Below are 24424 nucleotides of genomic sequence, written 5' to 3'. Positions count from 1 at the left end.
TGGCGGTGAGGGGGGGATTCGAACCCCCGATACGTTGCCGTATACACACTTTCCAGGCGTGCTCCTTCAGCCACTCGGACACCTCACCATATTGTCTTTCCAGCATCGCTGGAACGGGCGCTAATGTAGGAAAAAGCGTAACTTGCGTCAATCATCTTTTTTAAAAAAGGGTTCAATAAGACAAACTTCAACCAATTTGCTTTCAGATTAATCGCCCTTCGCTTTTTTTGTGATCAGCGGCTTGTTTCCCGAAGACGCTTGAAAATTTGCTATGCTGATAACCCACTACAAAACAATCAGAAAAATGCGTCCGGTACCTGCACTGAGAGGCGCTATTAAGAGGAGTTTGTCATGGAGATTATCTTTTACCACCCGACTTTCGACACCCCATGGTGGGTCAACACGCTCGAGAAACAGCTTCCCGGGGCGAAAGTTCGTGAGTGGAAACCTGGCGATAATAAGCACGCGGATTACGCCCTCGTTTGGCATCCACCGGTGGAGATGCTTCAGGGGCGCGACCTGAAAGCGGTATTCGCATTGGGGGCGGGTGTGGACTCCATTCTCAGCAAGCTTAAGGCTCACCCGGAAATGCTGCCGTTGTCGATCCCTCTGTTCCGCCTCGAAGATACGGGGATGGGGCTGCAAATGCAGGAATATGCAGTGAGCCAGGTGCTGCATTGGTTCCGCCGTTTTGACGATTATCAGGCTCAGAAGCTGGAAACTCGCTGGCAGCCTCTGCCGGAATATCAACGTGAAGACTTCACTATTGGGATTATGGGCGCGGGCGTGCTGGGCGGGAAAGTGGCGGAAAGCCTGTTACAGTGGGGATTCCCGGTACGTGTCTGGAGCCGCAGCCATAAAGCCTGGCCAGGCGTGACGAGTTTTGCCGGGCAGGAACAGCTGAGTGAGTTTCTGTCTGAGACACGCGTGCTGATCAACCTGCTGCCGAATACGGCGGAAACCGCGGGCATCATCAACCATTCCCTGCTTGAGCAGTTACAGGACGAGAGCTATTTACTGAATCTGGCACGTGGCATCCATGTCAATGAAGACGATTTATTGCGTGCGCTGGAAAACGGCAAGCTCAAAGGCGCGATGCTGGATGTGTTCAGTCGCGAACCTTTACCCGTTGAAAGCCCACTGTGGCGTCATCCTCGGGTGGCAATGACACCGCACGTTGCGGCCGTTACTCGCCCTCAGGAGGCTATCGAGTACATTACCAAAACGATTAACCGCCTCGAGCAAGGCGAGGCCGTCACCGGGCAGGTAGACAGGAGCCGCGGCTACTGATTCAAACCCGGCTGAGCCGGGTTTTTGCTAATAAAGGCCCGGCATTCCTGCTATGCTTGGGCTTAAACCCAGAGAGGAGATTGTGATGTATCCTGTTGACCTGCATATGCATACCGTCGCCAGCACCCACGCCTACAGCACCCTTCATGACTATATCGCCGAAGCAAAACGCAAAGGGATCAAGCTGTTTGCCATTACCGATCATGGCCCGGATATGGCGGATGCGCCGCATTACTGGCACTTCGTCAATATGCGTATCTGGCCGCGAATGGTGGAGGGTGTGGGCATTCTGCGCGGTATCGAGGCCAATATTAAAAATACGCAGGGTGAGATTGATTGTACCGGCCCAATGCTGACGGCCCTGGATTTCATCATTGCCGGTTTCCATGAGCCTGTTTTTCCGCCTCAGGATAAAGCCACGCATACTGAAGCGATGATCGCGGCTATCGCCAGCGGCAATGTGCATATGATTAGCCATCCGGGTAACCCGAAATTCCCGATTGATATTCAGGCTGTGGCGCAGGCTGCCGCTAAACATCAGGTGGCGCTTGAAATCAACAACTCCTCATTTGTTTCGTCACGTCCTGGCAGTGAAGATAATTGCCGGGCCGTTGCGGCTGCCGTGAAGGAAGCGGGCGGCTGGGTAGCGCTTGGCTCTGATTCGCATACCGCCTTTACGCTTGGCGAGTTTACCGAGTGCCAAAAAATTCTGGATGCGGTCGGTTTCCCGGAAGACCGCATTCTCAACGTGACGCCACGCCGTTTCCTGAATTTCCTTGAATCTCGCGGTGTGCCACCTATCGCTGAATTTGCTGAACTTTAATTGTCTTGATGGAATAAATGAATGAACGAGTTTTCAATTCTCTGCCGCGTGCTGGGTTCGCTTTATTATCGTCAGCCGCAGGACCCGCTGCTGGTGCCGTTGTTTACCCTGATTCGCGAAGGTAAGCTCGCGGCAAGCTGGCCGCTGGAGCAGGACGAGCTGCTGGAGCGTCTGCAAAAGAACTACGATGGACAGCAGCTGGCGGCAGATTACAATGCGCTGTTTGTTGGTGAGGAGTGCAGCGTGTCGCCTTACCGCAGCGCCTGGGTTGAAGGCGCAACGGAAGCTGAAGTCCGCAGCTTCCTTTCCTCAAGAGGGATGCCATTGAGCGATACGCCTGCGGATCACATCGGCACTTTGCTGCTGGCGGCTTCCTGGCTGGAAGACAACTCGGCGGAAGATGAAACAGAAGCCGTCGACACCTTGTTTGCAGACTACCTGCTGCCATGGGTTGGCACTTTCCTCGGTAAAGTCGAAGCCCATGCAACTTCTGCGTTCTGGCGCACGATGGCGACCTTAACCCGCGAAGCCCTGCAGGCGATGTGGGATGATCTTCAAGAAGAATCAGACGAATAGCGTGATTTGCATCACGCTGTAAATGTAACGATGCAGTATGTGTTGCAAATACTGTGCTTGTGATCTCATTCAATGGCCGCGCATCTGCTATGATGCGCGCCATGAACCTACTTCTCTCTCTCGCACTGACAACAGGCATTCTCTCCGGATTATGGGGATGGGTTGCCGTGTCTCTCGGCCTGCTCAGCTGGGCCGGTTTTTTGGGCTGCACAGCTTACTTTGCCTGTCCGCAAGGTGGCCTGAAAGGGCTGGTAATCGCGTCTGCGACCGTGATGAGCGGCGTGATTTGGGCGCTGGTCATCATTCACGGTAGCGCGCTGGCTCCGCACCTTGAGATCTTCGGTTATGTGATGACCGGGATTGTGGCTTTCCTGATGTGTTTGCAGGCAAAGCAATTGCTGCTGTCGTTTGTGCCGGGCACGTTTATCGGTGCCTGTGCCACGTTTGCAGGGCAGGGTGACTGGAAAGTCGTGGTACCGTCGTTAGCCCTGGGGCTGGTGTTTGGCTACGCGATGAAAAATAGCGGGCTGTGGCTGGCGGCGAGAAGTGCCCGAAGAGAGTCTGCTGGCGATGCTGTTAAACAGTAATTGGCCGCAAATAAAAAAAGCGTAGCTCGTGAGCTACGCTTTTTTTTGCTTCAGAATCAGGATTCCGGAGGGGAAGCCATATCGCGGTATTTCGCGAGAACCGGACTGTTTACGTCGGATTTGTTTTTCAAATCCCACAGGCCGCGTTCAATACCATCGTTGACCAGGTATATCACGCCCGTTTCAATGGCGGACATCAGGCAAAGCATGACAGGTTCGTTCGAGGTATAACCCACTTCGCCTTCCAGCAGACGCTGATAATCGATAAAGCGGAAGACCCCGGCCTGAACTTCATAAGACAGGATGGTTTTGCTGGTATTGACTGAAGAAAGGACTTCACCCGTAGCAACATTAATGACGCGCAGGTTCACGGCTATTTGATCAAGCTGGTATTGGGTATCGGCACCGATGCCGAAATAACGGGCGCCAATCCCCCCCGATTTCACATTACTTTCATAGCCAATGATTGACCCTTCAATAATGACGTTGGCGGAGCTCAGTGCCTGCAACGGTGCCCGGTTATTTTCACCGACATTGCCATTCTCCTGAGCCGCACGAATAATTTTGCGTTCGTTGAGCAGATTCTGTAATCCCTGGCGTTCCAGCGGAATAAACCATTTCGAATCTTTTAACGCGGTCACCAGCATGGCGGTGGCACTTTGTGGAACGGCCGTTGAGAAGTTACTCGCCGGGTAAGGTTTAAATTGCCCGGTTTCGTCCTGAATATTGTAGACGGAGACATAAAGCTTACCGGCAGGGGTCGGCAAATGAGTCAGATCACGGTAGCTTTGTGCCCTCGGCATCAACGTCGGTTTTGCAGCCTCTTTCGGCGGGGCGGTCAGACAGCCACTGAGTAAGATGACCACCAGAAGTACAAATAAACGTTTCATGATTATCTTCCTGTTAGGTCAGTGACTATTGGTCGCCACCCGTGGTCTGCAAACCGGAGACCTGGATGGTTGACGTTTTACCGGTGCTTCTGTCGGTTACATTTAAGGTGAGCTGACCATTGGTGTTCTGAATGTCCACAATAAAGTCATTGGTCACCAGACGGCCCGGCTTGCCCGTTGCCACGTTACCCAGCAATCCGCTTAAAAGCTGCGACTGGATGGCAGAGGTGAAATTATCCAGAGCGGAGGTCTGTGTAAAACCATCACTCCCGCCAGGCGCCTTGTAGGAATTCTGCGCCTGAGCTTCATTTAGCAAAAAAGAACCGTTATTCGGGTTTCCGCCGAAATTAGGGTTAACAAACTGGAAAACCATATTACCGGCCCAACTTGCTGGTGTAATAAATGCGAGCAAAACAACAGTACAGGCGATGCGCATGATTGCCTCCACCTTCTATGTTTAAAATTCATCGTGTGCCAGATCGTCCGTTTTTAATAGCGACTGGTCGATTTGGCGTTTGTTGATATTCTCTTGCGTAATCTGTAGTGCTGCGTCTACGGTCTTGTCAAAATCCCGCTTAATCGGGAATAAAAATGTTTGAAACATAATATCCTGATTAACGGTAATGGTTATCCAGCTTCCCCAGCGAGCGCTGGGTCTTTCATTTATCGATAAATTTTCTCGGGTAGTACTGGCCCATTTGTCGGTAAAGGCACGATAGAAATCATGCCCCACCGACGATACGGTGTGGTCGGCCACGATACCCGGTATTTCGACTTCTGGGCCAGCATGCACAGAAGGCGCAAGCAGTAGCAGGTTTGCTAATGCAAGCCAACACAGGGAACGTTTCATTTTGGTACGCCTGTTAACTAACGCCTGAGATTATCATTGGCCCATGAGACAGCCTGGGTCCTGTTTTTTACGGCTAGCTTTTTGAAAAGATTATAAAGATGGGTTTTGACGGTGTTTTCGCTGATAAATAACGAGCGGGCAATTTCAATATTCGATGCCCCGACCCGCAATTTATTCAGGATTTCCCGTTCTCGCTGCGTGAGCATTGCGCTTTCCGCATTGTTGTAACGGTAATTTCCTGAGTGAGTAATCAAATAGCTGGCGAGTTTATGCGAAAAATAGCACTCGCCATGCATAATCATGTTTAATCCTTCAATCAGGCGAGTTTCCGTTTCATTGTTATAAAAAACACCGTTAATGTGTGGCCAGTTTTCGATATCCTTGAAAGGGTACTCTTCCGGTGTATTGAGCAACACCAGTTTCATCCCATTGTTTTTACGGCCAAGATTTTCTTGCCAGTGTCCGATCAGCCTTTTATCTGCTTCCATCATATCGAAGATCATAATGCTATCAGGTAACGCTTCTTCGCTAACGCGATGAATATTTTGGACTTTCCCTGATATATCCAGCGTCGATTTTAAATATTGTAAAAGCGCGCTGGCTTGTAATGATGGTTTAGTGACAAGGACGAGCGTACTGCCTAAACTATGGACTTCATTTAACATGATGAAACTCCACTGATTTCTGGCAGCTAACAGTTTCCCCTAATAAGGGGTTCCAGAAGTACTGAGAGGCTGCATTGCTGTGTATACGTGAAAGTCAAAGCCCCAAAAGGGGAAAAAATCAATAAGACAATACTTGCTACTTCTGATTTCAATCTAGTCATTACCAATCTTTAAGCAAGATCAAACACTGTAACAGAATGTAACTCAGAATTTTAAAATGTAATAACTGGCTGGATTGAACAATTAGAAATGATGATAAAGTTGTACATCCTAATAAATATGCATCAATTTAATTAATCACACAAATGAACTATCGTCATAATATTTAAGGGATATATTATTGGCGCTTCGGGCATCTAAATCTTGCATATAATACTCATCTCTGTAACGGTTTTTTCTCTGGAAAAAGTTAAGCAAATGAGATCGCGATCCCCATCTTTACGTTTGTCTTTTTCTTTTGGCGTTAAACGCGTTGATTTATAAGCTTATCCAGATTTCATCTTATGTTCTGATAATAGAAACAGCTTTATTTTTATTTAAAGACTGAGACATACGGTAAAACTCATACTTAGGAATGATCCGAAAAAAATAAAATCAACCTTGCGGGTGACACCTTTTAATTTTGGTCAGCAACATACTGTTCATCGTAACGTCGCATTAACAAGAACCGCGGCGTTATTTAACAGGAACTGAAGTCACCAGGATTCAAGCGGGTGGAACATGAACAAGAAAGCCATTTTTCTTTCGTTATCACTGCTGGCGATACCTGGATTTGCAGCTGCATCGGGTTATGATCTGGCCGGTTCAGAATATAATCTGGTTGCCAACGGGCTAAACCTGAATACCTCAAATGAAAACGCTATTGTTAATCAGCGAGGATACGGGAATGGCACGAATGTTCTGCAGGGGGGCGATAGTCAAATAGCCGTTGTTTCTCAACGAGGTAACGGTAATCAGTCTGATGTTTCGCAATCCGGTGGGTACAATCTGGCTTATGTAGATCAGGCCGGAAATAGTAATGATGCAGATATTAGCCAATCTGGCTATGGTAATGCAGGCATAATTATCCAACGAGGTTCAGGTAATCATGCCAGTATTTCTCAACAGCAGTCCGTAGGTAGTAAAACAGTTATTGTGCAGAACTCGTCGCAAATGTCTGTGCGTGTTATTACGCACTAAGAAAATGCGAACGAACACTATCAAGCCAATGGGGGTTTTATGAAACTGATTAAATTATCTGTTCTTGCAATGGTGATTGTTTCCGGCAGTGCATTTGCTACTGGACTCCAATTCCCGGGTAATTCCGAAACGACGAATATTTATCAGAACGGTTATGGTAACGGCACCAATGTGCTTCAGGGCGACTCTTATAAAGGTAAGGTCAATATTACCCAAAATGGGGCCAATAACCTGGCGGGAGCCAACCAAATCGGCGCTAATCCAACTCTCTTTGGTTTGGGCGCGGGTAGTGAGATTAACGTTAACCAGTTTGGTACAAACAACGCTTCTTATAACGCACAGTCTGGCGACAGTTCAAAAATCAACGTGACTCAGGCTAACTTCGGTGGGGCAGGCAACTACTCCAACGTGAGCCAGAGTGCTGATAACTCAGCCGTTAACGTGACCCAATACGGTAACGCTAACTGGGCAAACGTTAATCAGTACTGATTAACCGTTCTTGAACTATAAAAAAACAGGGCCTGTGCCCTGTTTTTTTTATGGGAGAAAGAGATGAACACCTTACTTATTGCCGCCGCGCTGACCAATAGCATCGCTTTTAATGTGACGCACCAGGGCGACATGTACACCATCACGCCGCAGGTCACGGTCACACAACCTTGCCAGTGCCAGGTCAGTATTCAGACGGTTCGCGAAGGCTCTGGCGGCACCAGCAATATCCAACAGAGTAAATCTTTAAAGTTACCCGCTAATCAACCGATAGAAGTATCACGTATGCAGTTAACTATTTCCCCGAGCGACACAGTGAAAGTGGTGGTGACGTTAACAGACGGGCAAGCGCTTCACCTGTCTGCACAGTGGCCATCTGCGGAAAGGACTTAGCAGGTCATCAGGATGACTGGCGAGATTTCATCCTTGTGATTACTTTTAGATTAAGGGTTTGCAGTGTCGTGAAAGACCGCACGGTGCAGGGCAACGTGTGTCTCACTTTCTCTCAGGGATGAACCTATTCCACGGAGTTACGCGATGAAAACCTTAGCTAAACAGGCGTTATCCCTCGTTTGTCTTACCACGGCCTTCCTTTCAGGCAATGCGCTGGCGGCTTCTTCAACGGCACAGGGAGGTGTGATTCATTTTGTTGGGGCCATCGTCGAAGATCCCTGTAACATCGCCACGAATACCCGGCACATTGCGATGAGTTGCTATCGCGCCGGACAAGTCCAGACCTCTACCATTTCTTACCAGCAAGCCAGCTACGGTAAAGCCGTCAACAACGATATGGCCACCGTCTCCATGCATTATCTCAACCCGGAGAAAACGCTGGGGATTGTCACGGTAGCCTACAAATAACCCCTTCACTTTTCTCCGTTTCCTCCTGCTATTAGCTAAGCTTGAGTAACAGTGGCGCTTTGGCAGGAGGATGGAGACATTGCACGGTCGTTATGACAGCCCGGCGCCAGAGAAGCTCCTTGCGGATTCATTAGGGTCCGCCGATCTTCTTTCCGCAGATGTGTGCGGGATCCATACGCTTGAAGACAGCCTGGAAGCATTTGCCGCACGCTACGAGCTTGCCCGATTGGCGGCGCATACGCTCGATGTTCAGTACTACATCTGGGAAAACGATATTTCCGGCCGGCTGCTGTTTCAGGCCTTGCTGGCGGCGGCAGATCGCGGCGTACAGGTGCGATTGCTGTTAGATGACAACAACACCTCCGGGCTGGATGACATTCTGCAACGGCTCGATTCGCATCCGCGGATTGATGTTCGTCTTTTCAATCCTTTTTCATTTCGCACGCTGCGCATGTTGGGGTATCTGACCGATTTCGCTCGGCTGAACCGCCGTATGCACAATAAAAGTTTCACCGCCGATGCTGAGGCGACCATTGTTGGCGGTCGAAATGTAGGTGATGCCTATTTTGGCATTGGCGAGGAGCCCTTGTTTACCGATCTTGACGTGCTGGCTGTCGGGGCGGTGGTCGATGAAGTGGTGGAGGATTTTGAGCGCTACTGGCAGTGTGACTCGGTTTCTCCGCTGAAACATGTGCTGTCTGATGAAGAGAGTGGCAACAATGATTCGCTTGCTGATTCGCCTGAGCAAAAGGCGGCCGCCGAAGCGTATCTGCAACGAGTGGCTACGACAAAAGTGGTGCAAAGGATGGCGCAAGGGGAGTTGCCGTTTATCCACGCCAGAACAAAAATGCTGAGTGACGATCCGCGAAAAGGAGAGGGGAAAGCTACGCCGCGCATGCTTTTGCCGGAACGTTTGCGAAGCGTGATGGGCACGCCTCACTCACACATCGATATCATTTCCGCTTATTTTGTTCCTGGACGGGCGGGCGTGGCGCTTATCCTGCAGCTGGTTCGCAAGGGCGTGAAGGTCGCTATTTTGACTAACTCTCTGGCGGCAAACGATGTGGCGGTGGTGCACTCCGGGTATGCTCGCTGGCGTAAAAAGCTGCTGCGTCACGGGGTTGAACTGTACGAACTCAAACCGACTAACACTACCCGACCCGGCTTGCACGATCGCGGGCTGACGGGGAATTCAGGCTCCAGCCTGCATGCCAAAACGTTCAGTATTGACGGCCAGAAAGTGTTTATTGGCTCGTTCAATTTTGATCCGCGCTCGGCATTGCTGAATACCGAGATGGGGCTGGTTATCGACAGTGAACACCTTGCCCAGCGCATCCATCACCGTTTTTTGCGCAGCCAGCGAAACGCCGCGTGGCAGTTGCGCTTATCACGTTGGGGAAAAATTCGCTGGATTGACCGGGAAGAAGGTGGCGAGAAAGTGCTGAAGAAAGAACCGGACGTGAAGCTCTGGCGACGTCTTCTGGTTCAACTTGCTTATTTGCTGCCGGTCGAGTGGTTGCTGTAACCGGGCTGCCTGCGCAACCCGGCCGTGTTAATTATGCAGAAGGCTGTGCTTTTGGTTCCGGATGTTGGGGTTTACCGGAGAAAAGGAAGCGTAAGAGCGGCACGCGAAGATGCAGTTCATACAGCACAACGGCAATGCCGACCACAAACACCAGGCCGGTGATAAAGCCCAGCGTGTTGGAATGGATTGCAGGTGTGATCCACGCGCCATAAAGCAGCGTCAGCGGGTGGTGTACCAGATAGATAAACAACGAGGCGTTGACAAAATAGGTCACGCGGCTGGATTTGAAATTCAGCATTTTGTGGCCGAAGGCAAACACCACATTGACCATCCACAGGCCAAGCACCATGGTGATCACGTATTCCGTTTCATACATCCAGGCATCGCCAGAGCCATATTGCTGATTCAGACGGTAAGCGATAAAGCCCAGCACCGCGCCTGCCATGCACCACGGCGACGGGGTAGTAAACAAGTCTTTCAGGCGAGGGTTCACAAAGGCCTGCGCGCCCAGAATAAAGAAGGGCAGGTAGAACAGCGTTTGCATCACCACGAAATTGAACAGGCCATCGCTAAGGATCGGCGGATAGACAATAAACAAGGTGCGGCGAATCATGGCATAGCTAACACCGAGCGCCAAAAACAGCACGGTCAGTTTGCCCATGTTCACGTTATCGAAGAACGCGATAATTGAGGCCTGCTGGCGCTTCTTGATCCAGCGAAACAGCGCCAGACCGACCGTCGTCAGCACAACCAGCACCAGCAGGAACCACAGATGGGAAATGAGCTCCCAGGCCAGCGTATTGTACTTATCGTAGAAAGAGAGCGAGTGCCAGGTTTCGGTTTTGCCTTTCACATGCTGCAGCATCAAAAATTGCGGCACCGTGAGCAGAGGAATGGCTGTCAGCATGGGAATGCCCACACGCTCAACGCGAACCTTCCACCACTTCTTCATCGGGTAACGCAAAAAAAGCATGTAGGAAAAATAGCCAGAAATAACGAAAAACACCTGCATGCGGAAGGAGTGAATAAAATCGTTAAACAGCGTCAGCCACCAGGAAGGCTCCGCGCTGTTGACATGCCAGGTATGACTGGAATAGATAAGCGAAATGTGAAAAGGGATCCCCAACAGCATCAGCCAGGCGCGAATGGAGTCGAGGAAATATTCACGTTGTGCGGGTACTTTATTCATAAATTCAAGGAATTCTCAGACTATTCGTCTTATCGCAAAATGCGACAAAGGTTACATTCGAAGCAACCCTACACGAAGTCCGGGAACCTGTCTCCAGGATAAGCACGCAAAGTGCAATCAGTGGTAACGAGTTGTTTACGCAACAGGCTACTGAGCCGAACAAAATGGGGATTATGTTGTCGGATTGCTTGAGTTTCCAGTAAAATGGATCGGATCGATTTAAGCACACAAAGGGGGAAGTGCTTACTAATTATGAAAAATAAACCACAGATGATGAAACTGCGTTGGTTAGGCGCAGCCGTAATGTTGTCCCTGTGTACTTCATCTGCATGGGCTTTTAGCATTGACGATGTAGCAAAGCAGGCTCAGTCGCTTGCCGGTAAGGGCTACGAAGCACCAAAAAGTAACCTGCCCTCTGTTTTCCGCGACATGAAATACGCGGACTATCAGCAAATTCAGTTCAACCACGACAAAGCTTACTGGAGCAACGTTAAGACTCCGTTCAAGCTCGAATTCTACCATCAGGGGATGTATTTCGACACGCCGGTCGCCATCAACGAAGTGACCGCCACGTCCGTGAAGAAAATCAAATACAGCCCGGATTACTTCAATTTTGGCAGCGTCCAGCACGATAAAGACACCGTGAAGGATTTAGGCTTTGCCGGCTTCAAAGTGCTGTATCCGATCAACAGCAAAGATAAAAACGACGAAATCGTCAGCATGCTCGGAGCCAGCTATTTCCGTGTACTCGGCCAGGGCCAGGTTTATGGTCTGTCTGCCCGTGGTCTTGCGATTGATACCGCGCTGCCGTCTGGCGAAGAGTTCCCGCGTTTTCGCGAGTTCTGGGTTGAGCGTCCAAAGCCAACCGATAAACGCCTGACGATTTATGCGCTGCTGGATTCGCCGCGTGCGACCGGGGCATACCGTTTCGTGATTATGCCGGGCCGCGATACCGTGGTGGACGTGCAGTCTAAAGTTTACCTGCGCGATAAAGTGGGCAAACTGGGCGTTGCACCACTGACCAGCATGTTCCTGTTCGGGCCGAACCAACCGTCTCCAACCACCAACTTCCGTCCTGAACTGCACGACTCCAACGGTCTGTCGATTCATGCCGGCAATGGTGAGTGGATCTGGCGTCCGCTGAACAACCCGAAACACCTGGCTGTCAGCAGCTATGCGACCGAAAATCCTCAGGGCTTTGGCCTGCTGCAACGCGGTCGCCAGTTCTCGCGTTATGAAGACCTCGACGATCGTTACGATCAGCGCCCAAGCGCGTGGATCACCCCGAAAGGCGACTGGGGTAAAGGGAAGGTTGAGTTAGTTGAAATTCCAACCAACGACGAAACCAACGATAACATCGTGGCGTACTGGACTCCGGATCAGCTGCCGGAAGCCGGTAAAGAGATGAACTTCAAGTACACCATCACCTTCAGCCGTGACGAAGACAAGCTGCATGCGCCGGATAACGCCTACGTCATGCAGACTCGTCGTTCAACGGGTGATGTCAAGCAGTCGAACCTGATCCGTCAGCCGGACGGCACCACGGCGTTTGTTGTCGACTTCACTGGCGCAGACATGAAAAAGCTGCCGCAGGAGACGCCAGTTACCGCTCAGACCAGCATTGGCGACAACGGGGAAATCGTGGACAGCAATGTTCGTTATAACCCGGTGAGCAAAGGCTGGCGTCTGACGCTGCGCGTGAAAGTGAAAGACGCGAAGAAAACGACAGACATGCGTGCTGCGCTGGTCAATGGCGATCAGACGCTGAGTGAAACCTGGAGTTATCAGCTACCTGCCAATGAATAAGATAAACGACTACATCGATGCCATGCCGCTCTCAGAGACTGAGAAAGCGGCATTGCCGACCACGGATTTTCGTGCTCTGCATCAGGCGCTGGACACCGAACATACGGCCATCGCGCGTGAAGATGATTCACCGCTGGCTTCGGTGGAAAGCCGTCTGAAACAAGCCTGGCCCGATTCACTGGCCGACGGTCAGTTAATTAAAGACGATGAAGGTCGCGCGCAGCTGGAAGCCATGCCGAAAGCCACGCGTTCCTCCATGTTTCCGGACCCGTGGCGCACCAACCCGATTGGGCGCTTCTGGGACAGAATGCTGGGGCGTGAGGTTCAGCCTCGCTACCTGTCACGTCTGACTCAGGAAGAGCGTGAGCATGAAGCCAAATGGCGTACCGTCGGAACGATCCGGCGCTACATTCTGCTGGTGCTGACGCTGGCGCAGACGGTTGTCGCCACCTGGTACATGAAAACCATCCTGCCTTACCAGGGCTGGGCGTTGGTGAACCCGCTGGACATGCGTGGTCAGGATCTGTGGGTTTCCTTTATGCAGCTTCTGCCGTATGTGCTGCAAACCGGCATCCTCATCCTGTTCGCCATCCTGTTCTGTTGGGTTTCTGCGGGGTTCTGGACAGCCTTAATGGGCTTCCTGCAACTGCTGATTGGCCGCGATAAATACAGTATTTCAGCCTCCACCGTCGGTGACGAAGCGCTGAATCCTGAGCATCGCACAGCGCTCATCATGCCTATCTGTAACGAAGACGTGGACCGCGTATTTGCGGGTCTGCGTGCGACGTGGGAATCCGTAAAAGCCACCGGCAACCATAAGCATTTCGATGTCTATGTGCTGAGTGACAGTTACGATCCTGATATCTGCATGCGTGAACAGAAAGCCTGGATGGAGCTGATTGCGGAAGTGCAGGGCGAAGGGCAGATTTTCTACCGTCGCCGCCGTCGTCGTGTGAAGCGTAAAAGCGGCAACATCGATGACTTCTGCCGTCGCTGGGGCAACCAGTACAGCTATATGGTCGTTCTGGATGCGGACTCCGTCATGACCGGCGACTGCCTGTGTGGTCTGGTGCGTCTGATGGAAGCCAACCCGAACGCCGGTATCATCCAGTCTTCACCAAAAGCATCTGGCATGGACACGCTGTATGCACGCTGCCAGCAGTTTGCGACACGTGTTTACGGGCCGCTGTTTACCGCGGGCTTGCACTTCTGGCAGTTGGGGGAATCCCACTACTGGGGTCACAATGCGATAATCCGTGTGAAGCCGTTCATCGAACACTGTGCGCTTGCGCCGCTGCCGGGCGAAGGGTCATTTGCTGGATCTATCCTTTCTCACGACTTCGTAGAAGCCGCGTTAATGCGCCGGGCAGGGTGGGGCGTGTGGATTGCCTATGACCTTCCTGGCTCCTATGAAGAACTGCCACCGAACCTGCTGGATGAGCTGAAGCGTGACCGTCGCTGGTGCCACGGAAACCTGATGAACTTCCGCCTGTTCCTGGTGAAAGGCATGCACCCGGTTCACCGTGCGGTGTTCCTGACGGGCGTCATGTCTTATCTTTCTGCGCCGCTATGGTTTATGTTCCTTGCGCTTTCTACCGCGCTTCAGGTCGTGCACGCGCTGACAGAACCGCAATACTTCCTGCAACCGCGTCAGCTGTTCCCGGTCTGGCCGCAGTGGCGTCCGGAACTGGCCATTGCGCTGTTTGCCTCGACCATGGTGCTGCTGTTCCTGCCTAAGCTGCTCAGTATCATTCTGATCTGGTGCAAAGGCTCGAAAGAGTTTGGCGGCTTCTTCCGTGTGACCGCTTCTCTGCTGCTGGAAGTGCTGTTCTCCGTGCTGCTGGCGCCGGTTCGTATGCTGTTCCACACCGTGTTTGTGGTCAGTGCGTTCCTCGGCTGGGAAGTGGTCTGGAACTCACCGCAGCGTGATGATGACTCCACTCCGTGGGGCGAAGCGTTCATGCGTCATGGCTCTCAGCTGCTGTTAGGCCTGGTGTGGGCGGCGGGTATGGCGTGGCTGGATCTGCGTTTCCTCTTCTGGCTGGCGCCTATCGTATTCTCGCTGATCCTTTCTCCGTTTGTGTCGGTGATTTCCAGCCGTTCAACCGTGGGTCTGCGCACCAAGCGCTGGAAGCTGTTCCTCATTCCAGAGGAATATTCTCCGCCGCAGGTTCTGAAGGATACCGACCGGTTTGTCGAGCTGAACCGCGCCCGTTCGCTGGATGATGGTTTTATGCACGCGGTCTTCAATCCGTCGTTTAATGCCCTGGCCACTGCGATGGCAACAGCCCGTCACCGTAAAAGTAAGGTGCTGGAGATTGCCCGCGATCGCCACGTTGAACAGGCGCTGAACGAAACGCCAGACAAGCTCACCCGTGACCGTCGTCTGGTGTTGCTGAGCGACCCGGTGACCATGGCTCGCATGCACTACCGCGTGTGGTCGTCGCCGGAGCGTTACTCTTCCTGGGTAAACCATTACTCTGAGATAGCGCTTAATCCGCTGGCGTTGAAAACGAAATAATCCTGCGGGTTTGTCCTTAAAATTAAAATACCGGTCAGTTGGCCGGTATTTTTTTACGATGAGGTGTGTGATGAGAGTGATTGCAGTGTGCCTGATGGCGTATTTACTGAGTGGGTGTGGCAGCATCATCAGCCGTACTATTCCCGGGCAGGGGCATGGCAATCAGTATTATCCCGGTGTGCAGTGGGATGTGCGAGACAGCGCGTGGCGCTATATCACTATCCTCGACCTGCCTTTTTCACTGGTCTTCGATACGCTGCTGTTACCAATAGATGCACACCACGGCCCTTACGAGTAATCAGCGCTCATCCCACTCATCGGCAGCCGTCTGACCCTCTTCGGTGTCCAGCGGCGGCTCCAGCTGATACTCACCCTCATCCCATTCATGCAGCGTATTTTCCTCAATCCACTCCTGAGTTAATTCAATCTCATCGAAATCACCGTCAAAGACGCTTTGCGCCGCTTCCCCGCTGAGCATGGGAAGACATTCGCCTTCATCTCCTTCGTCAGCAAAGAACTCGGCCTGCCACATGATATCGCCATCCTGTAGCACGTATTTCTGGAGGTTGAATTGCTGAACGCTGGCGTCTTTCTCACCGGCATCCGGGGTGTTGGCGATGAACTCTTCGCGAGCCGCATCAATAGCTTCATCGAGCGTGGCATACATGGTCATCTCATTCTCCCTGCGGTTTGACGTGGTTTTCAGGAAAAGAATAGACGAAGTTTGCGTTTAGCAAGAAAGTTGAACCAAAAATCATCCAGATGGATTAACTGGCGACGGTCGGGTCTTCCTTGTTGCTCTCAGCGGCTGCAATGTCACGCTGAGTAGCCCGTCGCATGCTTAACCCGGTATAAATGGCATTGAACAGCACCACAGCTGCGGTCACCAGAAAGACGTAACGGAAGCCGTAACTGGCTGAAACGGAAGCGCCAATCAACGGGCCGGTGACATTGCCGATATCACGAAACGACTGGTTATAGCTGAAAATACGCCCGGCAATCTGGTTGGTTGAGTTGTACACCAGTAGTGTCTGCACGGCGGGTAAGAGTGCACCATCTGCCGCACCGAGGAGAAAACGCAGAATGCCAAGCTGCCACGGGGTTTGCACGAACGACATAGGGATAAGCAGCAAGACCGAAACGATCAGGGCGGCAATCAGGATCTTTTCAGGGCCGATTTTATCACCAAGCTTACCCAGCCGGGGCGCACTCAGTAGTGCCGCAACACCGGGGACAGACGCAATCATCCCGCTGATAAACGCGATGTTGCTGACGTTGCCGGCAAGTTCGCGAACATACAGCGTCAGAATCGGGGCAATAGACCCGGTAGCAACCTGAATAATCATCGTGGTGACAAACAGGCTCAGGACGAGCTTAGGGCTTTTCAGGGAGGTGAGGACGTCGCGGGCGTGGAGCATTTCCTTCCGCGCGACGGGGACAAACTGCTCACGGATAAACAGAAGCGTCAGCACAAAGCACAAAAACAGCACGCTGGCGGTCATGAAAAAGACAGGACGTAAGCCGTAGTTGTCCGCCAGCAATCCACCTGCAAGCGGGCCAAGCAGGGCACCGCTCACGCCGCCTGTCGACAGTGTGCCCAGCACCCAGCCGCTTTTATGGCGTGGTATTTGAGTCGCAATAAGCGCATTGGCATTGGGAATAAAACCGCCGAGCAGCCCCAGCAGCGCGCGCAGAATCAAAAATTGCCAAATGTTCTGCGCGAAGCCCATCAGTACCATCACAATGCCCATGCCAAGAGCAGAGCGCAGCAGCATGATTTTGCGCCCTTTGCGATCAGCCAGTCCACCCCAGAAAGGGGAGGCAATAGCGGAAAACAGAAAGGTGATGCTGAAAACCAGCCCGGACCACATATTGAGCGCGCTGTGCCCCGTTACCCCAAGCTGTTCGACATACAGCGGCAGGAAAGGCATCACCAGGCTAAAGGCTGCGCCAGTTAAGAAACAGCCAATCCAGGCAATAGTAAGATTCCGTTTCCAGCTTATGGGGGCATCTGAGGAGAGCATAGGGGTCCGCGTAATGACGCAAGCAATTCAAAAAAGAAGTAATAAGCAGGCTAATTATGCGCTCGCTAAACCATGAGTGCAATCAACGGTAAGCAAACAGAAGAGAAAAAAAGCCCCGAAAGGGGCTTAGACAGGAGCTTAAAACTTGTAGCGGGAGGGCACGCCTTCCGGGCGAGTCTTGAAACGGCGATGCAGCCACATGTATTGCTCTGGCGCCATCAGAATGCATTTCTCAACCACCTTGTTCATCCACGTCGCGGTGCTTTCGGCATCTTTAAGCGGTGGAGAGCATTCGGCATCAAGGATCACCAGCTCATAACCTTTGCCATCCGGTTTGCGACGCGGCACGAAAGGCACGATGCAGGCCTTCGACATACGTGCAAGAGTGTACGTGCCAGAGGTGGTCGCAGCCTGGTCAACGGCAAAAAGCGGCACGAAGACGCTGCCCTGTGGGCCATAATCATGATCTGGGGCATACCAGATCACTTCCCCGTTTTTCAGGGCGCGGATCATGCCTTTCAGATCTTTACGGTCGAGCATGTCTTTATTGGAACGCATGCGGCCCCACGTCTGTATCAGGTCAATCACCGGATTGTCATTGGGACGATAAACGCCAATGCCAGGAGAGGCGTGCAGGCCGAACATGCGGGCGCCAATTTCCAGGGTCAGAAAGTGGATGCCAATCAGCAGAATGCCGCGGTGTTGTTCCTGCACCAGACGGATTTGATCGACGCCGCTTGCATCGCTCCATTTGGCCATACGTTTGTCAGACCAGAACCACGCCATGCCGGTTTCCATCAGCCCCATGCCAACGGACTCGAAGTTTTTAACGACCCACTGATGGCGTTCTTCTGCACTCATATCTGGAAAGCAAAGTTCCAGATTACGGTAAGCGATGCTGGCGCGCCGCTTCATAAAACGCAGAGAAAGACGACCTACAGAGGTGCCAAGACGGTAAAGGAGAGGGTAGGGAAGTTGAACCACCAGCCATAACACGCCAACGCCAAGCCAGGTTAACCAATAACGTGGATGGAGTAATGCGGAGGTGAATTTAGGTAAATGCGTCATCTCTTTCCTGTTCTTTCTGACAACTGGTTCTATTATCGCACTTTTTCATCCCTCGCCCAAATTCAGGCCGACGGAACGGTGCTTATTGCGGCAAATGTTGATCAGTGTAGCGGTATCAAGTGAGAGAAATGTAGCGCAAAATGTGGGGATGTAAATTCGCAGCACATGCTATATGATGCGCACCGCGAATTTTTCATTGATGAATGCAGGAACCAACACCATGCCAGTGTTACACAACCGCATCTCGAATGAGGAACTGAAAGCGCAGCTGATGGCCGAAACCGAGCCGCGCACGACGATCTCATTCTATAAGTACTTCACCATTGCCGACCCTAAAGCCACCCGTGACGCACTGTATCAGGCGTTTTCTAAGCTAAGCGTGTTCGGGCGTGTCTATCTTGCCCACGAAGGCGTCAACGCCCAAATCAGCGTGCCGGAAAGCAAAGTTGAAGCTTTTCGTGAGCTGCTGTACGGCTTTGATCCAGCGCTCAATAATCTGCGTCTCAATATTGCCTTAGATGACGATGGTAAATCGTTCTGGGTGCTGCGCATGAAAGTGCGTGATCGCATCGTGGCGGACGGTATCGATGATCCGACATTTGATGCCAGTGACGTGGGCGAGTATCTGAAAGCGGCAGAAGTCAACGCCATGCTCGACGATCCGGATGCCGTGTTTATCGACATGCGCAACCATTACGAATACGAAGTCGGGCATTTCGAAAACGCGCTGGAAATTCCGGCTGATACTTTCCGCGACCAGTTACCCAAAGCGGTCGAAATGATGGAAGAGTACCGCGATAAAAAAATCGTGATGTACTGTACCGGCGGTATTCGCTGTGAGAAAGCCAGTGCTTTTATGAAGCACAAAGGCTTCAACAAGGTGTGGCACATCGAAGGCGGGATTATCGAATATGCCCGCCGTGCTCGTGAGCAGGGGCTGCCAGTTCGCTTTATCGGTAAAAACTTTGTCTTCGATGAGCGTATGGGCGAGCGTATTTCCGAAGACGTGATTGCCCATTGTCACCAGTGTGGCGTGCTGTGCGACACGCACACCAACTGCCTGAATGACGGCTGTCACCTGCTGTTTATCCAGTGCCCGTCCTGTGCGGAAAAATTCCAGGGCTGTTGCAGCGAGCTGTGTCAGGAAGAGAGCCAGTTGCCGGAAGAAGAGCAGCGTCGTCGTCGGGCCGGGCGTGAAAACGGCAATAAGATTTTCAATAAATCTCGTGGCCATCTCAACACACGTTTAGGCATTCCCGACCCGAAGCCAGCCTCAAAAGAAGTAAAGGTAGATGAGGTCAATGGCGGCTAACAGCAGCCAAAGTACCAGCCAGACCACGAAGTGTTCGCGGATGTTGTTCAGCAGAAAGTCATAAACGCGTCGCATGAAAGTCTCGTGATTGGAGCCCGGCCTGTGCCGGGCTTTTTGTCTCTGTTATACGTTGAAGCGCGACAGACGGAAGGGCGACAGATCAAACGCAGAAGGTTTCCCTTGGGCAAACTCTGCCGCGATTTCACCTAATACTGAGGCGAACTTAAACCCATGACCGCTCAGGCCGGTAATCAGCAGCGTATTTTCCTGTCCGGGAAGCGTGTCGATAATGAAATCTTCATCCGGGGAGTTGTCGTAGGTACAGGCCGCACCGTGCAGACAGCCACCAATACCCGGCAGGACATTACGCAGGAAATTAAACGCTTCTGAGCCATCCGTTGCCACGGTGCCAAACGGTTTGCGTTCCTCAGGCGAGCTAATCACCTGACCACCGTTGTGCTTGCCAATCTTCAGCTCGTTATCTTCCGCCGGGAAACCATAGTATTGATCGCCATTTGGCAGCTCGCCGGTGAAAGCCGGGAAGTTATTTTTGCGGCTGTAGCGACCGTCGGCCTGGAACCAGGCAAATACTTTCCGCACGGGCTGGATGGGCAAGTCTGGCAGAAGTTTTGTGACCCAGGTTCCTGCGCTAACCAGCAGGCGTTTGCCCTGATATTCGCCTTCGGCTGTTTTTACAGTGACGCCATCGGCATGGTGTTCGATAGCAGTGACCGGGCAATTGAAAAGCTGCGCACAACCGGATTCACGGGCTAACTCAATCCATGCCTTCACGGCAAGTTCACTTTTGAGCACGCCGGAAGCGGGCTCAAATAGCGCGATGTAATCGTCCGGAACACGAATCTCAGGCCAGCGCTTCATGACAGCCTGCGCATCCAGCTTTTCAACATTCAGACCAAACTGCTGAGCGCTTTGCGCCACATTACTGAGAAAAGGCGAATGGGCAGGGCCAAGATTGACCACGCCGGTTTGCTCAAAAATCTCTTCGCCGCTGATTTTCGCCAGTTCGTCCCAGAGCGCTTGAGCGCGCAGCACCATCGGCACGTATTTTTCACCTTCACCATAGGCGTGACGAATCAGGCGCGTATCTCCATGGTGGCTGCCGTCAGCGTGTGGGGGAAGATGAGCATCCGTCATCAGGACGGACAATCCTGCGCGAGCAGCGTAGTAACCTGCAGCGGCACCGACAGAGCCACTGCCGATAATAATTAAGTCGTAACTCATACGTTTCTCTCAGCTCTTTTCTTTATTAGCAGAGTAATTAATCTGATTCAGCGTGACAAGGGCACAAATAATTAAGGCACCCATAGGGTGCCTGTTGCTTGAATTTTCAGCATTATGCACTAATGCCTGCGATACTCGTTTTCCTGGAATTCGCCCGATTCTATTTTTGCGATACCCGCTTCTAAAATGGAAATAAACTGGCGGGCGACATCGGTCGTTAACCATAACGTCTGGCCGATTTCTGCTTCGTTGTGACTTGGCTCTGTGGGGTTCTGGTAGTGCAGGCGCAGCATCAGCGCATCGTAGCTGTCTACGGTGCTGATGTCCCATCCAACGAGTGGGTGGGTCTGGATGACTTCATTATTCTTTTCCATCATAACCCCTTATTAGCGTGTTTAAAGACAACGGTTCGAGGTTCAATGCATGTTTTCTGAAGCAAATTAATTATATCAACAACTATGAAAATATTCGAATTTTTAACTGAACAGCAAGATTTTTTTCTGCGTAGTTCGTTTTTTTGAACAATAAAACGGCAGTTAGTTCGTTATTTTTTAAAAGATTAACGATGCAATAAGAAAAGGGTTAAAAAAGGCACAAAAAAAATAAAAAAAAGCCGGGGCGACCCGGCAAACATTAACATAATGATGGAGCGTTTTTTAATCAGTGATGAACCAGTCATCTGCGCTTTCCCAGGTTTCCTGGAGAATTTCGCTGATGCGGTCTTTATCTTCTTTCGGCGCGCCGATAACGGAAAGGTTGTTGGCGGCGGCATAGCGCACGCTGACCTGACCGTCACGGTCGGGAAACTGGCTGAGAATACGGCGGGAAAGCTCGCTGGTCAGCGCATCAATAGCGCCAGCAGGTAAAACGGTTGTTTTGGCAATGGTCACTTCAATACGCATGGTTTGCCCCCTGTTGAGTATACTGGATATTTATACAGTTAGTTTTGGCAACTTACAACAGGGGACTGACACTTTTTTAGCGTACTACGCTCCAGTTAACGGTTTCACCCGCCAGGAATGGGATCAGCGTGTCGTCTGTGAGTGCGATACTGTCGACAACCTGACTCTCTTTGCGCTCCAGTTCGATAAAGCTTTCATTCACTGGCAGGCCATAGAACTGTGGGCCGTTGAGTGAGCAGAACGCTTCGAAATGCTGCAACGCATTCATCTCTTCAAACACAGTCGCGTAACTGGCAAGTGCTGTTGGGGCGTTAAAACAACCCGCGCAGCCGCAGCTGGCTTCTTTACGATGGCGTGCGTGAGGGGCTGAGTCGGTACCGAGGAAAGCACGCGTAAAGCCACTGGCAACCAGTTCACGCAGCGCTTGCTGGTGGATGTTGCGCTTAAGGATCGGCAGGCAATAAAGGTGAGGGCGCACGCCCCCCACCAGCATGTGGTTGCGGTTGAACATCAGGTGCTGAGGCGTAATGGTGGCGGCAATCAGCTCGTTACCATCACGCACATATTCCGCGGCATCTTTGGTAGTGATGTGCTCGAACACGACTTTGAGGCCCGGCAAGCGCTGACGCATTGGCTCCATCACGGATTCAATAAAACGCGCTTCGCGGTCAAAAATATCGATGTCAGCGTGAGTGACTTCCCCGTGAACCAGCAGCGGCATGCCAAGTTTCTCCATGCGCTCAAGCACCGGCATGATGGCATCAATGCTGGTCACGCCGTGGCTGGAGTTGGTGGTGGCATTCGCTGGATAAAGCTTCGCGGCGGTGAAGACGCCTTCTTTGAATCCACGCTCAAGCTCGTTCGGGTCGAGGGTATCGGTCAGGTAGCAGGTCATCAGCGGCGTAAAATCATGACCAGCAGGCACCGCATCCAGAATGCGCTGGCGATAGCTGATGGCGGCATCGACGGTGGTGACCGGTGGCACCAGGTTTGGCATCACAATCGCACGTCCATACACTTCACTGGTATAAGGCACGACGGTTTTGAGCATATCGCCATCACGCAGATGGATATGCCAGTCGTCGGGGCGGCGGATTTTCAGGCGATTGGATTGTGCTGTCATGGTGGACTCCGGCTGGTTAATAAGGGCTATTTTTGCCGGGCACTAAGGATAAGCGGAAACGTTTTCCTTTGCACTCTTTTGTTTGAAAAAGGTCAGCGCGAAAAAAAAGGGCGCCGAAGCGCCCTTACTGAATGAATCCGTCATCAATCGGTAAAGGGGATCACGATTTCGCCTGGTTTCACTTCAATGCCTTTGGCTAATTTCTTCGCCATCGCTTCACCTTCGCTGGCATCGTCACGCAGCACGTAGGCAGGCTGTTTGTTGAAGTAACTCCGCAGAGACTGGTTCAGATAAGGCATCATGGTCTGCACCACGGATTGCATTTTTTCTGGCTGAACTTTGGCATCAACCACTTCCATTTCCTGCAGGAAGATGGCGCCTTTCTCTTTGTTGAAGACCGGCAATGCTTTCAGTTTCAGGTCAATGGTCGCTTTCTGGTTGCCAAACAGCGAAGTCATGTCCAGATTTGCCACACCGTTTAGCGTGATTTTATTGGGTTCTTCGCGTCCGATAGCGCTGGAGAGATTGCTGAGCACAATATGCGCATCCGCCACGCCAGGCAGGCCAATATCTTTTGAGAAATTATTGTGCTTTTGCAGCGCCTGATTAATTTCCTGTTCACTCACGGAGTATTGCGTCAGCTTGTTACAGCCAGACAGCACGGCACTGGCCATCATCACAGCCACAAACAACATCTTCTTCATGGAAGTCCTCAATATATTGCCTTTGTCTCATCCTGACACAAAGCAGCATGCCCTGTCAGTACAATGCACACCAGCAGAATGCGCTGAATTGTTACCATGGTTGACATTATACTCGCGGTACCATGCCGGCTGCGGCTCTTTTCTGGCTAAACTGCCACCACAGCGCAAGGAAAGTTATGATGCCAATGGCACCCAGCATTGCCCACGGAAGTTCCGGCTGCGACATCGCTTTACCTGCATCAAACAACCAGCCGCCTCCGGCGTAGCCCTGCCGCCGCTGAACCGGCGATATCGTTAACCATGATCGGCAGCATCAACATCACCTGCACCGCCAGCATGTAATAGCCGGTGAGCGTCAGCACATAGGTAACAAAACGCTTATCCCGGAAAGAATGCAGGAAAGCCAAAGCATCCACGGTTCATGCGCCACCGCCATGGTGGCAAAATCCGCAGCTCGCATAAGCATGCCGGTGACAATCATGGGTTTGGCGCCGAAACGGTCGGCTATCGTGCCACCAAAAATCCCAAGGCCCTGCTGTACAAACTGGCGTAAGCCTGGCGCGATGCCAACCATCAGCGCGGCCCAGCCCATTTGATCGACAAATCGGATGGAGATCAGCGGGAACACGACAAAAAAGCCGAGCACAACCAGCATGTTGTCGACTAGCAGGAAATATTTACCCAGGCTTCGCGCCTGCGAGATGCGGGACGGCATTTCCCCTCCAGGGAAACAAAACGGTGAGGCTTCCATTCTGGCGTGACAAATGCGGGATTCTGGCGGCCAGTTGCGACAATATT

At 51.8% G+C, this 24424-nt stretch carries 27 protein-coding genes, 1 tRNA gene and 1 pseudogene; 13 read left to right on the top strand and 16 right to left on the bottom strand.

From position 1 onward, the window contains the following. Window positions 1–88: transfer RNA gene (locus ACRCWW_RS03565), tRNA-Ser, on the bottom strand. Window positions 89–351: 263 nt separating this feature from the next. Between ACRCWW_RS03565 and ghrA the strand changes: the two genes are divergently transcribed. The 4 genes from ghrA to ACRCWW_RS03545 all read left to right on the top strand — a co-directional run bounded on the left by ghrA (window position 352) and on the right by ACRCWW_RS03545 (window position 3276). Beyond that, complete coding sequence (gene ghrA, locus ACRCWW_RS03560) at window positions 352–1290, top strand: glyoxylate/hydroxypyruvate reductase GhrA (protein ID WP_438681167.1); 939 nt, start codon at window positions 352–354, stop codon at window positions 1288–1290. A gap of 85 nt (window positions 1291–1375) precedes the next feature. Beyond that, window positions 1376–2113, top strand: coding sequence for a phosphatase (locus tag ACRCWW_RS03555; protein ID WP_438681166.1), 738 nt, complete (start codon window positions 1376–1378; stop codon window positions 2111–2113). A gap of 21 nt (window positions 2114–2134) precedes the next feature. After that, a complete protein-coding gene (locus ACRCWW_RS03550) occupies window positions 2135–2689 on the top strand; it encodes a TorD/DmsD family molecular chaperone (RefSeq protein ID WP_438681165.1) in 555 nt (184 codons plus the stop codon). A 101-nt stretch (window positions 2690–2790) separates the two neighbouring features. Beyond that, a complete protein-coding gene (locus ACRCWW_RS03545; RefSeq protein ID WP_438681164.1) occupies window positions 2791–3276 on the top strand; it encodes a DUF1097 domain-containing protein in 486 nt (161 codons plus the stop codon). Between the two features lie 56 nt (window positions 3277–3332). Here ACRCWW_RS03545 and csgG read toward each other — a convergent pair whose 3' ends face one another. Genes csgG through csgD form a run of 4 tightly spaced genes read right to left on the bottom strand, consistent with a single transcriptional unit; the run spans window position 3333 to window position 5681 of the window. Continuing rightward, window positions 3333–4166: a curli production assembly/transport protein CsgG gene (gene csgG, locus ACRCWW_RS03540; RefSeq protein WP_438681163.1), complete on the bottom strand. Its 834-nt coding sequence runs from the start codon at window positions 4164–4166 to the stop codon at window positions 3333–3335. Between the two features lie 25 nt (window positions 4167–4191). Then, window positions 4192–4602, bottom strand: coding sequence for a curli production assembly/transport protein CsgF (gene csgF / locus ACRCWW_RS03535; protein ID WP_438681162.1), 411 nt, complete (start codon window positions 4600–4602; stop codon window positions 4192–4194). Window positions 4603–4623: 21 nt separating this feature from the next. Next, on the bottom strand, window positions 4624–5016 hold the full coding sequence (gene csgE, locus ACRCWW_RS03530; RefSeq protein WP_404658641.1) for a curli production assembly/transport protein CsgE: 393 nt from the start codon (window positions 5014–5016) through the stop codon (window positions 4624–4626). A gap of 17 nt (window positions 5017–5033) precedes the next feature. Then, entirely contained in the window at window positions 5034–5681 is a 648-nt protein-coding gene (csgD, locus tag ACRCWW_RS03525; RefSeq protein ID WP_438681161.1) for a biofilm master transcriptional regulator CsgD, read from the bottom strand. A gap of 720 nt (window positions 5682–6401) precedes the next feature. On the opposite strand from csgD, the gene csgB reads away from it, so the two are divergent. The 5 genes from csgB (at window position 6402) to ACRCWW_RS03500 (ending at window position 9735) form a co-directional block, all read left to right on the top strand. Then, window positions 6402–6860, top strand: coding sequence for a curli minor subunit CsgB (csgB, locus tag ACRCWW_RS03520; protein WP_438681160.1), 459 nt, complete (start codon window positions 6402–6404; stop codon window positions 6858–6860). 39 nt (window positions 6861–6899) lie between these two features. Beyond that, window positions 6900–7349, top strand: coding sequence for a hypothetical protein (locus tag ACRCWW_RS03515; RefSeq protein WP_438681159.1), 450 nt, complete (start codon window positions 6900–6902; stop codon window positions 7347–7349). Between the two features lie 63 nt (window positions 7350–7412). Beyond that, window positions 7413–7742 (top strand): curli assembly chaperone CsgC, encoded by a 330-nt coding sequence (gene csgC, locus ACRCWW_RS03510; RefSeq protein WP_438681158.1) that lies wholly within the window; start codon window positions 7413–7415, stop codon window positions 7740–7742. A gap of 144 nt (window positions 7743–7886) precedes the next feature. Then, complete coding sequence (locus ACRCWW_RS03505) at window positions 7887–8210, top strand: type 1 fimbrial protein (RefSeq protein ID WP_438681157.1); 324 nt, start codon at window positions 7887–7889, stop codon at window positions 8208–8210. Window positions 8211–8280: 70 nt separating this feature from the next. Then, on the top strand, window positions 8281–9735 hold the full coding sequence (locus ACRCWW_RS03500) for a phospholipase D family protein (RefSeq protein ID WP_438681156.1): 1455 nt from the start codon (window positions 8281–8283) through the stop codon (window positions 9733–9735). Window positions 9736–9766: 31 nt separating this feature from the next. Here ACRCWW_RS03500 and mdoC read toward each other — a convergent pair whose 3' ends face one another. After that, the gene (gene mdoC / locus ACRCWW_RS03495) at window positions 9767–10924 is read right to left on the bottom strand and encodes a glucans biosynthesis protein MdoC (RefSeq protein WP_438681155.1); all 1158 of its coding nucleotides are present in this window, start codon (window positions 10922–10924) and stop codon (window positions 9767–9769) included. A 252-nt stretch (window positions 10925–11176) separates the two neighbouring features. On the opposite strand from mdoC, the gene mdoG reads away from it, so the two are divergent. The 3 genes from mdoG (at window position 11177) to ACRCWW_RS03480 (ending at window position 15549) form a co-directional block, all read left to right on the top strand. Then, window positions 11177–12730 carry a glucans biosynthesis protein MdoG gene (mdoG, locus tag ACRCWW_RS03490; protein ID WP_438681154.1) on the top strand — a complete coding sequence of 518 codons (1554 nt, stop codon included), beginning with the start codon at window positions 11177–11179 and terminating at the stop codon, window positions 12728–12730. Continuing rightward, window positions 12723–15251, top strand: coding sequence for a glucans biosynthesis glucosyltransferase MdoH (mdoH, locus tag ACRCWW_RS03485; RefSeq protein ID WP_438681153.1), 2529 nt, complete (start codon window positions 12723–12725; stop codon window positions 15249–15251). Before mdoG ends, mdoH begins: the two co-directional genes overlap by 8 nt. Window positions 15252–15321: 70 nt before the next feature. Next, window positions 15322–15549, top strand: a complete 228-nt coding sequence (locus tag ACRCWW_RS03480) for a YceK/YidQ family lipoprotein (protein ID WP_330982077.1) — start codon at window positions 15322–15324, stop codon at window positions 15547–15549. Here ACRCWW_RS03480 and ACRCWW_RS03475 read toward each other — a convergent pair whose 3' ends face one another. The 3 genes from ACRCWW_RS03475 to ACRCWW_RS03465 all read right to left on the bottom strand — a co-directional run bounded on the left by ACRCWW_RS03475 (window position 15550) and on the right by ACRCWW_RS03465 (window position 18343). Continuing rightward, window positions 15550–15924, bottom strand: coding sequence for a MysB family protein (locus tag ACRCWW_RS03475; protein WP_438681152.1), 375 nt, complete (start codon window positions 15922–15924; stop codon window positions 15550–15552). A 94-nt stretch (window positions 15925–16018) separates the two neighbouring features. After that, complete coding sequence (gene mdtG / locus ACRCWW_RS03470; RefSeq protein WP_438681151.1) at window positions 16019–17275, bottom strand: multidrug efflux MFS transporter MdtG; 1257 nt, start codon at window positions 17273–17275, stop codon at window positions 16019–16021. Between the two features lie 138 nt (window positions 17276–17413). Beyond that, entirely contained in the window at window positions 17414–18343 is a 930-nt protein-coding gene (locus ACRCWW_RS03465; RefSeq protein WP_438681150.1) for a Kdo(2)-lipid IV(A) acyltransferase, read from the bottom strand. A 220-nt stretch (window positions 18344–18563) separates the two neighbouring features. Between ACRCWW_RS03465 and trhO the strand changes: the two genes are divergently transcribed. Then, window positions 18564–19655, top strand: a complete 1092-nt coding sequence (gene trhO / locus ACRCWW_RS03460; protein WP_438681149.1) for an oxygen-dependent tRNA uridine(34) hydroxylase TrhO — start codon at window positions 18564–18566, stop codon at window positions 19653–19655. Here the strand turns inward: trhO and ACRCWW_RS03455 are convergent. The 7 genes and pseudogenes from ACRCWW_RS03455 to ACRCWW_RS03425 form a co-directional block, all read right to left on the bottom strand. After that, on the bottom strand, window positions 19617–19730 hold the full coding sequence (locus tag ACRCWW_RS03455) for a DUF2770 family protein (protein ID WP_438681148.1): 114 nt from the start codon (window positions 19728–19730) through the stop codon (window positions 19617–19619). The two genes, trhO and ACRCWW_RS03455, sit on opposite strands and share 39 nt — an antisense overlap. A 48-nt stretch (window positions 19731–19778) precedes the next feature. After that, the gene (gene solA, locus ACRCWW_RS03450; protein WP_438681147.1) at window positions 19779–20897 is read right to left on the bottom strand and encodes an N-methyl-L-tryptophan oxidase; all 1119 of its coding nucleotides are present in this window, start codon (window positions 20895–20897) and stop codon (window positions 19779–19781) included. Between the two features lie 119 nt (window positions 20898–21016). Further along, window positions 21017–21271 carry a biofilm formation regulator BssS gene (bssS, locus tag ACRCWW_RS03445; RefSeq protein ID WP_330982066.1) on the bottom strand — a complete coding sequence of 85 codons (255 nt, stop codon included), beginning with the start codon at window positions 21269–21271 and terminating at the stop codon, window positions 21017–21019. Window positions 21272–21553: 282 nt separating this feature from the next. After that, window positions 21554–21799, bottom strand: coding sequence for a DNA damage-inducible protein I (gene dinI / locus ACRCWW_RS03440; RefSeq protein ID WP_438681146.1), 246 nt, complete (start codon window positions 21797–21799; stop codon window positions 21554–21556). Window positions 21800–21875: 76 nt separating this feature from the next. Beyond that, window positions 21876–22922, bottom strand: coding sequence for a dihydroorotase (gene pyrC, locus ACRCWW_RS03435; protein ID WP_438681145.1), 1047 nt, complete (start codon window positions 22920–22922; stop codon window positions 21876–21878). A gap of 143 nt (window positions 22923–23065) precedes the next feature. Continuing rightward, window positions 23066–23626, bottom strand: a complete 561-nt coding sequence (locus tag ACRCWW_RS03430) for a lipoprotein (RefSeq protein WP_404658658.1) — start codon at window positions 23624–23626, stop codon at window positions 23066–23068. A 106-nt stretch (window positions 23627–23732) separates the two neighbouring features. Next, a pseudogene (locus ACRCWW_RS03425) lies at window positions 23733–24341 on the bottom strand (hypothetical protein). Window positions 24342–24424: the final 83 nt, after the last annotated feature.

Source organism: Scandinavium sp. (assembly GCF_051650185.1).
In the GTDB taxonomy this organism is placed as follows: domain Bacteria; phylum Pseudomonadota; class Gammaproteobacteria; order Enterobacterales; family Enterobacteriaceae; genus Scandinavium.
This window is presented reverse-complemented; position numbering and strand designations above follow the sequence as displayed.

Bases quoted from the DNA above. Each gene is read 5' to 3' on its own strand.
- ghrA (WP_438681167.1), top strand. From the start codon at position 352: ATGGAGATTATCTTTTACCACCCGACTTTCGACACCCCATGGTGGGTC.
- ACRCWW_RS03555 (WP_438681166.1), top strand. From the start codon at position 1,376: ATGTATCCTGTTGACCTGCATATGCATACCGTCGCCAGCACCCACGCC.
- ACRCWW_RS03550 (WP_438681165.1), top strand. From the start codon at position 2,135: ATGAACGAGTTTTCAATTCTCTGCCGCGTGCTGGGTTCGCTTTATTAT.
- ACRCWW_RS03545 (WP_438681164.1), top strand. From the start codon at position 2,791: ATGAACCTACTTCTCTCTCTCGCACTGACAACAGGCATTCTCTCCGGA.
- csgG (WP_438681163.1), bottom strand. From the start codon at position 4,166: ATGAAACGTTTATTTGTACTTCTGGTGGTCATCTTACTCAGTGGCTGT.
- csgF (WP_438681162.1), bottom strand. From the start codon at position 4,602: ATGCGCATCGCCTGTACTGTTGTTTTGCTCGCATTTATTACACCAGCA.
- csgE (WP_404658641.1), bottom strand. From the start codon at position 5,016: ATGAAACGTTCCCTGTGTTGGCTTGCATTAGCAAACCTGCTACTGCTT.
- csgD (WP_438681161.1), bottom strand. From the start codon at position 5,681: ATGTTAAATGAAGTCCATAGTTTAGGCAGTACGCTCGTCCTTGTCACT.
- csgB (WP_438681160.1), top strand. From the start codon at position 6,402: ATGAACAAGAAAGCCATTTTTCTTTCGTTATCACTGCTGGCGATACCT.
- ACRCWW_RS03515 (WP_438681159.1), top strand. From the start codon at position 6,900: ATGAAACTGATTAAATTATCTGTTCTTGCAATGGTGATTGTTTCCGGC.
- csgC (WP_438681158.1), top strand. From the start codon at position 7,413: ATGAACACCTTACTTATTGCCGCCGCGCTGACCAATAGCATCGCTTTT.
- ACRCWW_RS03505 (WP_438681157.1), top strand. From the start codon at position 7,887: ATGAAAACCTTAGCTAAACAGGCGTTATCCCTCGTTTGTCTTACCACG.
- ACRCWW_RS03500 (WP_438681156.1), top strand. From the start codon at position 8,281: ATGGAGACATTGCACGGTCGTTATGACAGCCCGGCGCCAGAGAAGCTC.
- mdoC (WP_438681155.1), bottom strand. From the start codon at position 10,924: ATGAATAAAGTACCCGCACAACGTGAATATTTCCTCGACTCCATTCGC.
- mdoG (WP_438681154.1), top strand. From the start codon at position 11,177: ATGAAAAATAAACCACAGATGATGAAACTGCGTTGGTTAGGCGCAGCC.
- mdoH (WP_438681153.1), top strand. From the start codon at position 12,723: ATGAATAAGATAAACGACTACATCGATGCCATGCCGCTCTCAGAGACT.
- ACRCWW_RS03480 (WP_330982077.1), top strand. From the start codon at position 15,322: ATGAGAGTGATTGCAGTGTGCCTGATGGCGTATTTACTGAGTGGGTGT.
- ACRCWW_RS03475 (WP_438681152.1), bottom strand. From the start codon at position 15,924: ATGACCATGTATGCCACGCTCGATGAAGCTATTGATGCGGCTCGCGAA.
- mdtG (WP_438681151.1), bottom strand. From the start codon at position 17,275: ATGCTCTCCTCAGATGCCCCCATAAGCTGGAAACGGAATCTTACTATT.
- ACRCWW_RS03465 (WP_438681150.1), bottom strand. From the start codon at position 18,343: ATGACGCATTTACCTAAATTCACCTCCGCATTACTCCATCCACGTTAT.
- trhO (WP_438681149.1), top strand. From the start codon at position 18,564: ATGCCAGTGTTACACAACCGCATCTCGAATGAGGAACTGAAAGCGCAG.
- ACRCWW_RS03455 (WP_438681148.1), bottom strand. From the start codon at position 19,730: ATGCGACGCGTTTATGACTTTCTGCTGAACAACATCCGCGAACACTTC.
- solA (WP_438681147.1), bottom strand. From the start codon at position 20,897: ATGAGTTACGACTTAATTATTATCGGCAGTGGCTCTGTCGGTGCCGCT.
- bssS (WP_330982066.1), bottom strand. From the start codon at position 21,271: ATGGAAAAGAATAATGAAGTCATCCAGACCCACCCACTCGTTGGATGG.
- dinI (WP_438681146.1), bottom strand. From the start codon at position 21,799: ATGCGTATTGAAGTGACCATTGCCAAAACAACCGTTTTACCTGCTGGC.
- pyrC (WP_438681145.1), bottom strand. From the start codon at position 22,922: ATGACAGCACAATCCAATCGCCTGAAAATCCGCCGCCCCGACGACTGG.
- ACRCWW_RS03430 (WP_404658658.1), bottom strand. From the start codon at position 23,626: ATGAAGAAGATGTTGTTTGTGGCTGTGATGATGGCCAGTGCCGTGCTG.